Source organism: Nocardia salmonicida NBRC 13393 (genome assembly GCF_001613085.1).
GTDB lineage: Bacteria > Actinomycetota > Actinomycetes > Mycobacteriales > Mycobacteriaceae > Nocardia > Nocardia salmonicida.
Genome location: NZ_BDBR01000005.1, coordinates 22,278 through 35,206, shown reverse-complemented (window position 1 = coordinate 35,206; position 12,929 = coordinate 22,278). Strand labels below are relative to the sequence as shown.

Annotated in this window: 11 protein-coding genes and 1 pseudogene; 5 read left to right on the top strand and 7 right to left on the bottom strand. The window is 66.9% G+C overall.

What is annotated here, in order from left to right; genetic code table 11:
- The first annotated feature begins 37 nt into the window (after positions 1-37).
- Positions 38-4,627 (top strand): non-ribosomal peptide synthetase, encoded by a 4,590-nt coding sequence (locus NS1_RS05900; protein WP_062982425.1) that lies wholly within the window; start codon positions 38-40, stop codon positions 4,625-4,627.
- Here the strand turns inward: NS1_RS05900 and NS1_RS05895 are convergent.
- From NS1_RS05895 to NS1_RS05875, 6 genes and pseudogenes are all read right to left on the bottom strand, one after another.
- Positions 4,624-4,905, bottom strand: coding sequence for a hypothetical protein (locus NS1_RS05895; RefSeq protein WP_507762133.1), 282 nt, complete (start codon positions 4,903-4,905; stop codon positions 4,624-4,626). The genes NS1_RS05900 and NS1_RS05895 overlap by 4 nt on opposite strands.
- 442 nt (positions 4,906-5,347) lie before the next feature.
- Positions 5,348-5,602: pseudogene (locus NS1_RS05890) on the bottom strand (VOC family protein); the annotation flags it as partial.
- A 20-nt stretch (positions 5,603-5,622) separates the two neighbouring features.
- Positions 5,623-5,856: a hypothetical protein gene (locus NS1_RS40735; protein ID WP_169812750.1), complete on the bottom strand. Its 234-nt coding sequence runs from the start codon at positions 5,854-5,856 to the stop codon at positions 5,623-5,625.
- Positions 5,857-5,879: 23 nt separating this feature from the next.
- Positions 5,880-6,395, bottom strand: a complete 516-nt coding sequence (locus tag NS1_RS39880) for a hypothetical protein (protein WP_157125113.1) — start codon at positions 6,393-6,395, stop codon at positions 5,880-5,882.
- A 96-nt stretch (positions 6,396-6,491) separates the two neighbouring features.
- Complete coding sequence (locus tag NS1_RS05880; RefSeq protein ID WP_062982423.1) at positions 6,492-7,841, bottom strand: SagB family peptide dehydrogenase; 1,350 nt, start codon at positions 7,839-7,841, stop codon at positions 6,492-6,494.
- 39 nt (positions 7,842-7,880) lie between these two features.
- The gene (locus NS1_RS05875; RefSeq protein WP_062982421.1) at positions 7,881-8,858 is read right to left on the bottom strand and encodes an ABC transporter substrate-binding protein; all 978 of its coding nucleotides are present in this window, start codon (positions 8,856-8,858) and stop codon (positions 7,881-7,883) included.
- 190 nt (positions 8,859-9,048) lie between these two features.
- On the opposite strand from NS1_RS05875, the gene NS1_RS05870 reads away from it, so the two are divergent.
- Complete coding sequence (locus tag NS1_RS05870) at positions 9,049-10,896, top strand: ABC transporter ATP-binding protein/permease (protein WP_062982419.1); 1,848 nt, start codon at positions 9,049-9,051, stop codon at positions 10,894-10,896.
- A gap of 68 nt (positions 10,897-10,964) precedes the next feature.
- Here NS1_RS05870 and NS1_RS05865 read toward each other — a convergent pair whose 3' ends face one another.
- Positions 10,965-11,408, bottom strand: a complete 444-nt coding sequence (locus tag NS1_RS05865; protein WP_062982416.1) for a hypothetical protein — start codon at positions 11,406-11,408, stop codon at positions 10,965-10,967.
- A gap of 267 nt (positions 11,409-11,675) precedes the next feature.
- Here NS1_RS05865 and rplN point away from each other — a divergent pair, with 267 nt between their 5' ends.
- Genes rplN through rplE form a run of 3 tightly spaced genes read left to right on the top strand, consistent with a single transcriptional unit; the run spans position 11,676 to position 12,929 of the window.
- Positions 11,676-12,044: a 50S ribosomal protein L14 gene (gene rplN / locus NS1_RS05860; protein ID WP_056818394.1), complete on the top strand. Its 369-nt coding sequence runs from the start codon at positions 11,676-11,678 to the stop codon at positions 12,042-12,044.
- Between the two features lie 2 nt (positions 12,045-12,046).
- Positions 12,047-12,364, top strand: coding sequence for a 50S ribosomal protein L24 (gene rplX, locus NS1_RS05855; protein WP_056818391.1), 318 nt, complete (start codon positions 12,047-12,049; stop codon positions 12,362-12,364).
- Position 12,365: 1 nt separating this feature from the next.
- Entirely contained in the window at positions 12,366-12,929 is a 564-nt protein-coding gene (gene rplE, locus NS1_RS05850; RefSeq protein WP_056818389.1) for a 50S ribosomal protein L5, read from the top strand.

Here is a 12,929-nt window from a genome sequence, read left to right as displayed (position 1 = left end):
ACGTCGGGATGAACGAGCAGTTAGGAAGGGACGCAGCATGAGTGCGCCGCAGATCGAAGACGTACTCGCGCTGAGCCCGCTGCAGGAGGGGCTGTTCTCCCTGTCCCGGCTGACGGGCACCGAGATCGATCTGTACACGATGCAATTCGTGGTCGATATCGACGGCCCGCTCGACACCGACCTGCTGCACCGCAGCGCGCAGGCCATGCTGGACCGTCATCCGAACCTGCGGGCCGCGTTCTGGGACACCGATGTGCCCAAGCCGGTGCAGATCATCCCGTCGCGCGCGGAGCTGCCGTGGGCCGAACGGGCCGCGCTGTCCACGGAATTCGACTCCATCGCCGAATCCGAGCGCCGCGTCCCCTTCGTGCTCAGTCGCGGTCCCGCGCTGCGAGTGCTGCTGCTCGACGTCACCGACGCGCCCGCGCCGCGCAAGCGGATGATCCTCACCGCCCACCACATCCTCATGGACGGCTGGGCGGTGGCGGTGTTCTTCACCGAACTGCTCGCCGTCTACCAGGCGGGCGGCGCCCTGGACGGTCTACCCGCGCCCCGTCCCTACCGTGACTACATCGGTTGGCTCGGCGCCCAGGACCACGACGCCGCGGCCCGCCGCTGGGCCGAGTACCTACAGCAGGTCAGCGCACCGCTGGTGCTGGCCGACGGCACCGGCGAGCGCGGCTCCGCGGTTCCGCAGACCACGCGACTCCGGTTGTCCGCCAACGAAACCGAGCAGTTGCAGCAGTGGGCGCGCGGCAACGGGATGACGCTGAACACCGCGGTCCAGTTCGCCTGGACGCTGCTGCTCGGTCGCATCACCGACCGTCGCGATGTCGTCTACGGCACCACGATCTCCGGCCGCCCAGAGAAGCTCGCGGGCGTCGAAGGCATGGTCGGGCTCTTCATCAACACCGTCCCGGTCGTGCACCGCCTCGATCCCGTCGAGCCGGTCGTCGCGCAATGCGCACGCCTGCAACGTGATTCGGCCACTATGCGCGACATCGGCTACCTCAGTCTGTCGACCCTGCAGCGCACGGCGGGCCACGGCGCCCTGTTCGACACCCTGTTCGTCTTCGAGAACGCCCCCATCGACGACGCCATCCAGACGGTCACCGCCCCCGACGGCGCGCAGTTCCGCCCGATCGAGATGGAAAGCCTCGCCCACTACCCGCTCACGGTGGTCTCCCACCTGAGCGACGGCGAGCTCCTCGTCCTCGTCGAGGCGATCCCCGCCCTCCTCGGTCACCTCGACCCCGCTGACCTCGGCGCCCGGATGCTCACCGTGCTGCGCACCCTGTCGACCCTGGATGCCACCGCGACCACCGAGTCGATCGACCTGCTCTCCGAGGCCGAACACGCCGAACTCCGCAGCGCCGCAACCGATATCACGGCTGCGCCGACGGCCACGCCGTGGGAACTGTTCGAGCAGCAGGCCGCGGCCGCTCCGGACGCGATCGCGCTCACCACGACCGACGGCGAGGTCTTCACCTACCGTGCGCTGTGCGACGAGGCTTGCCGGATGGCGGGCGAGTTCGTCACCCACGGTGTCGGCCCGGAAACAGTTGTCGCCCTGATGCTCCCGCGTGGGCCTCGCTCGATCATCGCGATCCTGGCGACGTTCGCCGCGGGCGCCGCCTACGTCCCGGTCGACATCACGCTCCCTGTGAGTCGCATCGAATCGATTCTGCGCCAGTCGAACCCGACGCTGGCCCTTGTCCTCGGTGAGAACCGCGCACTGCTCGACGGCACGAATCTCGACACGGTGTCCGTGGATGACGATGGCGGCATCGACTTCGGGCAATCGGTCCAGGTGCTGGCGCTCGACGCGCCTTCGGTCGTGGACCGGATCGCCGCCCGCCCCGCGCAGGCGCTCGCAGTCCACCGCGCGCTCGACCACAGCGCCTACATCATCTTCACCTCCGGTTCGACCGGCGAGCCCAAGGGCGTGGTCGGTACGAACGCCGCGCTGGCGGGCTACTTCGCCGATCACCTGGAGCGCTTCTACCGCCCGGCGACGGCCCGGCTCGGCCGACCGCTCCGGATCGCCCACGCCTGGTCGCTCGGCTTCGACGCCTCCTGGCAGCCGATGGTCGGCTTCTTCGCCGGACAGGCCCTGCATCTGTTCGACGCCGAGGAGATGCGTGACGCGCACCGAATCGTCGCAGGCATGGCCGAATTCGACATCGACATGATCGACACGACCCCGTCGATGCTGGCGCAGTTGGCAGCAGCGGGCCTGCTCGACCGCGAACTGTCGGTGCTCGCCCTCGGCGGCGAGGCCATCGACACCGCGCTGTGGGCACGACTGCGCGCCCTGCCCGGGACGGCTGTGTACAACTGCTACGGCCCCACCGAGACGACCGTCGAAGCCGTGGTCGCACCCGTCGCCACCTCGGAGATCCCCACGATCGGCACCGCCAACGGCGGCATGGTCGGCTACGTGCTCGACTCCCGGCTGCGACCGGTCCCGCAGGGCATCGTCGGCGAGCTCTACCTGTCGGGCGTGCAGCTGGCCCGCGGCTACCTCGGCAAACCCGCCATCACCTCGGACCGTTTCGTCGCCGACCCTACGCGCCCCGGCGAGCGCATGTACCGCACCGGCGACCTCGTGCGCAGGCTGCCCGGTGGCCGTTTCGGCTACCTCGGGCGCGCCGACGCCCAGGTGAAGGTGCGTGGCTATCGCATCGAGGTCGGCGAGATCGAGACCGCGCTTCGTCGCTCCGCCGATATCGACACCGCCGCGGTGACCGTGGTGCGCCGTGCCGGTGGTGCGTCGCTGGTCGGCTTCGTCGTCGGCAAGGCCGGTCGCGCCGTGATCGTCAGCCGGGTGCGCGCCGACCTGGCACAACGCCTGCCCGCGTACATGATCCCCGCGCGCATCGTCGTCATGGATCAGCTGCCGGTGAACGTCAACGGCAAGCTCGACAGCCACGCGCTGAACGAGCTCGCCGAGCGGTCGCTCTCGGTCGCCGACAGCAACGCCGCCGCCGAGACGGCAACGGAGATCGCGCTCAGCGAGCTCTTCGCCGAACTCTTCGACGGCCGCGCACCCGGCATCGACGCCGACTTCTACGAACTCGGCGTCGACAGCATCGTCGCGATCTCCCTGGTCAACAAGGCCCGCCGTCGCGGCCTCGCCCTCAATCCGCGAATGGTGCTGGCCTGCCCGACTATTCGTGAACTCGCCGCCGCCGTCGACGACGCGCCGGTCGCCGCCGCGCAGTCCGGCGCCGACGCCTACGGTGTGGTCCCGCCGCTGCCGGTGGTCTCCTGGATGTACGAGTACGGCAACTACCGCCGTTTCACCCAGACCGCACTGCTGCGCCTGCCCGCCGGGATCGACCGTGCGGCATTGGAGTCCACCCTTCAGGCGTTGCTCGACGCGCACGACACCCTGCGCGCGGTGCTCACCGACACCACCGACGGGCCACGCTTGGTCACCCGGGCGCCCGGCGTGGTGAACGCCGCCGACCTCGTCATCGAAGCGCCCTCGAGCCTTTCCGGTGACGAACTCGGCTCGGCCGTCACCGAATTCGCGCGGATCGCCAACGACGCCATCGACCCCCGCACGGGGGACATGGTGCGCGCCGTGTGGTTCCGGGGCGCCGGCTCCGATGTCGCGGACATTCTGCTGCTCGCCGTGCACCACCTCGCGGTCGACGTCGTGTCCTGGCACATCATGCTCGACGCACTGGCCGCCGCCTGGCAGCAGATCCAAGCGGGCGTGACGCCGAAGATGTTGCCCGAGTTCACCTCGTACCGACAATGGTCCGAGGCCATGTGGCGGCGCGCGTCCGAGCCGGAAGTCCTCGCTCAGCGCGATTACTGGACCACACAGGTCCGCGAGCCCGATGCCGCACTCGGCTCCCGACACCCCGCACCGGCGACCGACACCTGGTCCAGCCTGCGGGTCAGCACGGTGGCGACTCCCGTCGCGGTCACCGAACGCCTGCTCAACCGCGTCGGCAAGGACGAGGGCGTCCGCGAATTCCTCCTCACCGCCCTCACCATGGCCATGGCCTCGCTGCACGCCGACAACGGAAACGACCCGGCCGCAGGCGCGTTGATCGCCATGGAAGGCCACGGCCGCGCCGACACCACCCTCGGCACCGACACGGCCAACACCCTCGGCTGGTTCACCAGCGTCTTCCCGGTACGCGTCGGCGTCGGCGACAACGCGGTGGATGTCGCACGCGCACAAGCAGACCCCGCCGCCGCTCGCACCCTGCTCGACTCGGTCTCCGCGCACCTGCGCGAAATCCCCAACCAGGGCCTCGATTACGGACTCCTCCGCTACGTCAACCGTTCCGCGGAACTCCGCACCGCCGCCGAACCCCAGGTCGAGTTCAACTACCTCGGCCGAATCGACTTGAGCGGCAACGAAACCGCCCCCTGGTCACTGCTCGTCGGCGAACACGACACCGCACTTCCGCTCGACCCGGAACCCGATCTACCCCTGCGCTACGCGGTAGACGTCATCGCGGGCATCGGCGCCACGCCGGAAGGCTCCGCGCTCACGACGAACTTCCGCTGGAGTACCGCTCTCTTCACGGAGGCCCAGGCCGCCCGCTTCGCCGAACACTGGGAGCTGGCGATCACCACCCTCGCCGACGCGTTGGACCGTTAGGGCGGGTACACCCACACGCTGCTTGTCAGTCGCTGTGGGGCTTGGCGAACTCTTCGATCAGCACGGGATACTGTTCCTCGCCGTGACCCGCGGTGATCGACCTCGCGGGCCTGTGCCGAGTCACCCGAGGTCAGATTGAGCAAGGTCGTGCCGCCGACCTCTGTGGTGTCGAACAGTTCACGGACGGCCGGGTAGTCGGAGACGCAGATGATCGTGATCGAGGCCGCTCGCAGCGCGTCACCGACGGTCGGCGCGAGCCGCGCACCCTCGGCGACCAGTCGGTCGGCCTTGGCGGGCGTCCGATTCCAAACGGCGGTGGATGTCCGGCGGCGAGGAACGCGCCGGCGAGCGCCTGGCCCATGAGCCCGAGTCCGATGACAGTCACAGATGTTTCGGTTGCGTTGTTCATGGCAGCATCATCAACGTTCATACCGGTATGAAGGTCAAGTGAGGATGCCATGCGAATCGGCGGACTGAGTACCCGCACAGGCGTCAACGCCCACCAACTGCGCTACTAGGAAGCCCAGGGCCTGATGTCCGCGCACCGCAGCCCGAACGGCTACCGCCCTGGCTGTCTACATCACCGCCGCCGAACGCACAACCAGCGACACCTACCCACCCTTCGACGGAACCGAACCGATCCCCGCCTGAGTAATAGTTGGCGGCGGCCAGTGCAGGCTTGAAGACCGACTATCGAAGCCGTTCCAGCCACGCATTGGCTCACGCCGGCCCCACTCGCCGCCGCAGCAGGCAGAATTCGTTCCCCTCCGGGTCGGCCAGCACGTACCAGGTTTCGGTACCGGTCTGTCCGATATCGACGTTGCGGGCACCCGCGGCGAGCAGACGCTGGAGTTCTTCGTCCTGATCACGGTCGGTGGCGTTCACATCGAGGTGCATCGGCAGTTTCCCCCGCCTGGGGTCGGTGCTGAGGCTGAACAGCAATGTAGGCTGCGGTCCGCCGAATTCGGTTCCTGGCGCACCGATTTGGCGACGACTCACGCTTGGTGAATACCAGCCTTGGGCCAGACCCCGTCGGCCCGATGCCCTCGTATCGCCATCCCTGCCACTCGCACCGTCATATTGTCGCCCTGCCCATCCTCCACCGCGACCGAATAATCCGCAGAACTGATCTTCAGCGCCCGATCGAATCGGTGATCCGCCCCACCGAACTCGTAACTCACCCCCATCGCATCTTCCGAAGTCTTCCGAAAAACCACGTATATCGCCACACGTCCTCCACTCTTTCCTTGTGCTAGGGGCCCGTGGAATTACGAAGCTCGTAGATGCCGTTACTAGTCGCACCTGTCTTCTTGTCGAGTACGAAATTTCCGAGACTGCGTCCGGCCCCGCTTGCGACCTCGTCGTCGGTCAGGACCGCCCGGCCGACCCAACCGTGGACGCACTCGAACACGCGGAACTCTCGACCGGTTTCGAACACGTTCCCGAACAGCTCACGCGCTTCCTCTCGCGAGGTCACAGGCTCTCGCTGCAGGCGGGGATCCGATGCCGCCGATATCGAGGCGTGGGCGTCGCGGCCTTCCACGACGCGAGGGCCGTCGGTGTCGGTGTGGCCCGCTAACCAGCGCACGGACTCTCGCGGGATTCCGGTTGTCTCCACCAGGATGTCCACCTGGGGTTCCCCGCCTCCGTATCCGCGCACCGCCACGTAGGCGCAGCTGTGATCAGGCGGCGCGAACAGGCCGAGCGGCACGCCCGTTCGCATCGTGAGCAGTAGATAGGCACCGCCCGCTGGGGAACGGCTGAACAAGCGTGACATTCGAACTTCGACACGGTGTACGCGAGTTCCCTCATTCGAGGGAACGTAGCCGAGGTGGGTCCATCAGAACTCGATGCGATGACCGGATCAGCGCGCCGGTGAGCCGACGATGATGCTGCCGACGTTGCACTCTTCGAGTTCGTCGAGCCCGGTGGCGGCGGCGAAAGCGGATGTGTCGCTGAAGCCTTGGGCGACGACGCCGAGGTCCATGGCGGTGGCGGCCAGGTAGACGGTCTGCATGAGGACGCCGACGTGCTTGAGGATGTTGGCGTAGGCGACCTGTTCGTAGCTCCACATGACGCGGCCCGCGCGGGCCGAAACCAGCAGTAGGACTTGGGGTTGCGCGCCGCCTGCCAGGGTCGCCGAGGTGGATTTGAGGAGCTTCTGAACGGCGGGGGCGTCGGCGAGGGCGACCGGGCGTAGGGCGTGGTCGGTCGAGTCGTAGTGGTACATGCCGTTTTCCAGGCCTGCGACGTTGCGCACCACGGGGTAGATCTCGAGTTCGTAGGCGCCGCCGCCGGAGGGGTAGGGGCGGGAGCCGTCCTCGCGGGTGCGGGCGGTGCGGAACAGCAACTCGCCCAGTTGAACCGAGGTGATGGGGGCGGCGTCGTCGAAGGCGCGGGTGGAGACGCGGTCCTCGATGGCGGCGGCCAGGCTCGGGTCGGAGACGCGCAGCGACACCAGGTCCGGCTTCGCAAGGGCGATCGGGTCACCGGCGAATGTCGCACGGCGCAGCGGCAATTCGGGGAACTGGCCGTCGGCCCAGCGGGTGGGGCCGAAGTCGTCCCAGGTCACCGTGCGGGCGCCGAGGGTGCTGCGGCGGTGGAACCACAGGTCGGGGGTGTTCCAGGAGCGGGTGGTGAACTCGCGCTCCTCCTCGTCGCCGTCGACCAGGAAACCGCACCACTGCAGGTCCGCCATGAACTGGGTTTTCACGGCGGCGGGCACCGGGGAATCGGCGGCGAGGGGACCGTCGAGCAGGGCGAGCAGGCGCGGGTCGTGGATGCGCAGATCGCACCACGCCTGCGGGTGTTCGAGCACGAAGCCCTGGTTGTCACGGTGCAGGACAGCGAATTTCGACAGCGTCGCCGACCAGGTGGGCAGGGCCATCGTGGGGCGAGGCGCGGGGTCGGCGAAGGGGCGGATGCTGTAGAGGTCGCGGCCGCCGTCGCGGACTGTCACCGAGAGCCAGCCGCCGTCGGTGAGCTTGCGCATCAGCGCGGTGATGTCGTCGCCGGCCGCCGCGGTCGCCATTTCCGCCGCGGTCGCCGGGCCCTGGTTGAGGGTTTTCAGCGCCTGCAGCGCCCCCGCGCCCAGACCGGTCAGCTTCTCGTTGCGCGGCGGGTTCAGCAGCACCGCGCCTGCGGGTGTCGTGAGGCAGGTGACGCCCGCGCGCAGGGCGAAGCGGGTCTGGGCGGGGTAAGCGGAGGCGAGCACGGTGGAATCCTCGGGGGTAGAACCGGTCTGGGGCAGAACCTATTTCGCGGCGGCGGCGAACGCGGGTTCGAGCTTGTCCAGCATGTACGGCACCGACAGCGCGCTCGGCTGGTTGATCGCGCTGATTTCCTGCGTTGTCAGGAACACGACCGAACCCTTGCGCACCGACGGCAGATCGGCGTAACCCGGCAGCTGCCGGTACTTCTCGTCGAGGCCGGGGGAGTAGCCGGCCAGCAGCAGGTCGGCGCTGAGCTCGTCGACCTTCTCCGGCGACAGCGCCAGGCGGCCCTGGTTGGCCGGCATCGCGGCGAGGTTGGCCGGGATGCCCATGCCGAGTGCGGTGAACACCTTGGCCGAACCGTCGTTGGGGTCGGTCAGCACCATCAGCTGCGCGGGGCTCGCGAGCCAGGTGCTGGCGAAGGTCTTGCCCTTCAGGCCGGGGTTGGCGGTCGCGATGGCGGCGACCTTGTCGTCGACCTTCTTGATCACCGCGCTCGCGTCGGACTCCTTGTGCAGCACCTTGCCCAGCGCGGTGACCTGGTCCTGCCACGGGGTGACGGCGTCTTTGGTCAGCGCGGGCAGGGTGGGGGCGACCTTGGACAGGTCGTCGTAGGTCTTCTGGTCGGCGATGAACGGATCGGCCAGGATCAGGTCCGGCTCCAGCGCCGCGACCTGCTCGGCGAGATTGCCGGTGGTGTTGAGGGCGGTGGCCGACTTCAGCGACTCCGGCGTCCACGGCGGGGTGCTCTTGGAGACGGCGGAGACGTTGTCGATGTAGCCGACGGGGACCACGCCGAGCGCCAGCGAGGTGTCGAGCCACTGGTTGCCCAGGGCGACGATCTTCTTCGGGGTACCGGGAACGCTGGTTTCGCCGCGGGCGTGGGTGATGGTCACCGCTTCGCCGCCGGTCGACGCCTCGTCGGATGAGCTACAGGCCGTGATACCGCCGAAGGCGAGGGTGCTTGCCAGCACGGCCACCGCCGTGCGGCGCCACCCGCGTGAAGTCCGAGCAGTCATCGTTGCGTCCCTTCTATCTCGAGGAGTGCTCCTCGAGCGGCCCTGAAGAGCCTGTCCCAGCATAAGTCAGCCAAGGCTAACCTACGTCGGTTTTCGGTGGTCAATCGATGGGCCGAGCTGCGGCCCGGCGGAGACCGGTTCGGCGGGTTAGACTGCGCCGGATTTCGGCCGTCAGGGATGGGATGCGTGCGTGGAGACGTCTAGAGACTGGAGCGTCGAGTGGTTCGAGAGTCTGAAATGGCTCGGGATCGCCTTCCTCATCACCGCGGTGGCGTTCGTGGTCATCGCCGCACTACTGCTCAGGCTCACGAAGTGGGGTCGCCAGTTCTGGTCCGTCAGCGGTAACTACTTCCGTGGCGCCGGAGCTTGGCGCGTCTGGCTGTTCGTCGCCGCCCTGCTGCTGATGGCCCTGCTGACGGTGCGATTGAGTGTGCTGCTCAGCTACTGGGGCAACGACATGTTCGCCTCGTTCCAGCTCGCCGCGTCCGCGTTGAAATCTGGCGACGACGCGGCACTCTCGGAAGCCAAATCCGGGTTCTGGGACTCGGCGAAGCTGTTCACCCTGTTGATCACCATCTGGACGGTCAAAGAGCTGGTGTACCTCTACGCCAAACTGGCTTTCGACATCCGCTGGCGGGTGTGGTTGACCGATCATGTCACCACGGACTGGATGGCAGGCAGCGCCTTCTATCGCGCTCGGTTCATCGACAGCACGATCGACAACCCTGACCAGCGAATCCAGGCCGACACCATCACGTTCACCGAGCAATCCCGCACGCTGGCGCTCGGCGCGGTGACGGCCATTGTCTCTGTCGTGTCGTTCACCAAGGTGCTGTGGGATCTGTCGGGGCCGATGACGGTCCTCGGTGTCACGATTCCTCGGGCGGCGCTGGTCATCGTAATGGCCTATGTCCTGGTGTCGACCGTGATCGCTTTCTGGATCGGTCACCCACTGATCCGGATCAACTTCCTGCGAGAGCGTACGAACGCCGACTTCCGCTACGCGCTCGTCCGGGTGCGTGACGCGGCGGAAAGCGTCGCGTTCTATCGGGGCGAGAACGTCGAGCGGGCCGGCTTGCTCAGCCGATTTGCCGAAGTGATCCGGGTGCAGTGGGCCTATGTCTACCGGATGCTCAAGTTCGTCGGCTGGAACTTCGTCGTCACCCAGTCCGCCTACCTGTTCCCCTATCTCATCCAGGCGCCACGCTTCTTCAGCGGCGCGATAACCCTGGGCGGGATGAACCAGACGGCTACGGCATTCAGTCAAATCCAGGACTCCCTGTCCTTCTTCCGTGATTCCTACGACGACTTCGCCGAGTATCGAGCCTCCCTCATCCGTCTCGACGGCCTGCTGGTCGCCAGTGGTGAATCCCGTAACCTCCCCAAGCTGGCCGCCGTGGATCTGGACGACGCCGTGAGCCTGGACAAGGTCGATGTCCGCAAGCCCGATGGGGAAGTGCTCATCGACGACCTGACCCTGCGGCTCGTCCCCACTGACGCGTTGGTCATCAAGGGCGCCTCCGGTAGTGGGAAGACCACGTTGCTGCGCGCGCTCGCGCAGATGTGGCCGTACAGCGACGGCGAGATCAGCCGTCCGGCGGGCACGGAGACTTTGTTCCTGTCCCAGCTCCCCTATCTCCCGCTCGGCGATCTGCGGACCGCGGTCGAATACCCGGCCGAGTCCAACGACTCGACCGACGACGCGATTCGCGAGGTTCTCACCAAGGTCCACCTGGGCCATCTCGCCGACCGCCTCGACGAAGAGGCCGACTGGGCGAAGATTCTGTCCCCGGGCGAGCAGCAGCGCCTGGCCTTTGCCCGCATTCTGTTGACCCGCCCCAAGGTGGTCTTCCTCGACGAGGCGACCTCCGCCGTCGACGAGGGCCTGGAGTACTCCCTCTACAGCCTGCTCCGCACCGAGGTGCCGGACACCATCATCGTTTCGGTGGCCCACCGCAGCACGGTCGACCAGCACCACACCCAAGTCCTCACCCTCGCGGGTGACGGTCCGTGGGAACTGGCACCAGTGGCGGGCTGACACGACCTCGACCTGGTCGACCAGCGGCCGAGCGAAGCCCTTGATCGGGCCTCGCTCGGCCGCTGTCGTCAGGAGGCGCTGCCCGAGCTACCCGTCGCCAGGTCGCAGGCCAGTCCGCTGCCCGCGTTCAGGACCTTCATGACGGTGGGTACTCGTTTGGTCACCAGCGGTGTGCCGGTGGCGTGCAGCAGCAGCGAAAGCTGGACCTCCACCTCGGTTTCGACGTGATAGAACGCCGTGGCCTTGGCTACGGTGACGCCCGCGAGGTTCACCTCGAGCTCGACGGTGTCGCTGGCGAAGAACTTGCCGTTGGCGAGGAAGTCGACTTGCGCGCCGACATAGTTGTCGAGGCCGACCACGTCGATCTTCGACGTGCAGCCGACGGTCAGCGTGTCGGTGAGCATGTCGATGACGGGACCCGCGCTTGCGTGCGGTGCCACCATGGTGACGACGGCGGCGAACGCGGTGGCCGTGGTCGCGAGACGGCGCTTCATCGGCAGGGTGATGTTCATGGCGGGACGTTAGCAACGGGCCGTGTGCGACGAAGCTAGTTTGAAACATATCTACTTCAGATTGGTCGACGCACCCCGATTCGTCTCATCCTGGAGCCTCACCTACACTAGAACGGTTGCCTGCGGGAGCTATGCCCTCGCAATCCGGCAGTGAACCCCCAGTGGAAGGTATTTCCGCTGGCAGGCGCGCGTCCGGAGGGTGACTGACCATGTGCGTCGGGTCGGCAATCCGGCGTACGTATACATCCAGGTCCAGGAGGTGCTGAAGTGATTCAGCAGGAGTCGCGACTGCGCGTCGCCGACAACACCGGGGCGAAGGAAATCCTTTGCATCCGCGTGCTCGGTGGCTCGTCGCGTCGCTATGCCGGTATCGGTGACATCATCGTCGCCACCGTGAAGGACGCCATCCCCGGCGCCAACGTGAAGAAGGGCGACGTCGTCAAGGCTGTCGTCGTTCGCACGACCAAGGAGCGTCGTCGTCCGGACGGTTCCTACATCAAGTTCGACGAGAACGCTGCCGTGCTGATCAAGCCGGACAACGACCCTCGTGGCACCCGCATCTTCGGCCCGGTCGGCCGCGAGCTGCGTGACAAGCGCTTCATGAAGATCGTTTCGCTGGCCCCGGAGGTGCTCTGACTATGAAGGTGCACAAGGGTGACACCGTGCTCGTCATTTCGGGCAAGGACAAGGGCGCCAAGGGCAAGGTCATTCAGGCTTTCCCGGCGACCGGCAAGGTTCTCGTCGAAGGCGTGAACCGCATCAAGAAGCACGTCGCGGATTCCGCGAACCAGCGTGGCGCGTCCTCGGGTGGCATCGTCACCCAGGAAGCCCCCATCCAGGTTTCCAACGTGATGGTCGTCGACTCCGACGGTAACCCGACTCGCGTCGGCTACCGCACCGACGAAGAGTCCGGCAAGCGCGTCCGGATCTCCCGTAAAAACGGGAAGGACATCTGACATGACCACCTCTGAGCAGACTCAGCCCCGGCTGAAGGCGCGCTACCGCGCCGAGATCAAGGACGCGCTGAACGGCGAGTTCGAATACGCCAACGTGATGCAGATCCCTGGCGTCGTCAAGGTCGTCGTGAACATGGGTGTCGGCGACGCCGCCCGTGACGCGAAGCTGATCAACGGTGCCGTCAAGGACCTCGAGCTGATCACCGGCCAGAAGCCCGAAATCCGTAAGGCCACCAAGTCGATCGCGCAGTTCAAGCTGCGTGAGGGCATGCCGATCGGCGCGAAGGTCACCCTTCGTGGCGACCGTATGTGGGAGTTCCTGGACCGTCTCGTGTCCATCGCGCTGCCCCGTATCCGCGACTTCCGCGGCCTGTCGCCGAAGCAGTTCGACGGCAACGGCAACTACACGTTCGGCCTCAGCGAGCAGTCGATGTTCCACGAGATCGACGTGGATTCCATCGACCGCCCGCGCGGTATGGACATCACCGTGGTCACCACCGCGACCAACAACGAAGAAGGCCGCGCGCTGCTGAAGCACCTCGGCTTCCCGTTCAAGGAGAACTGA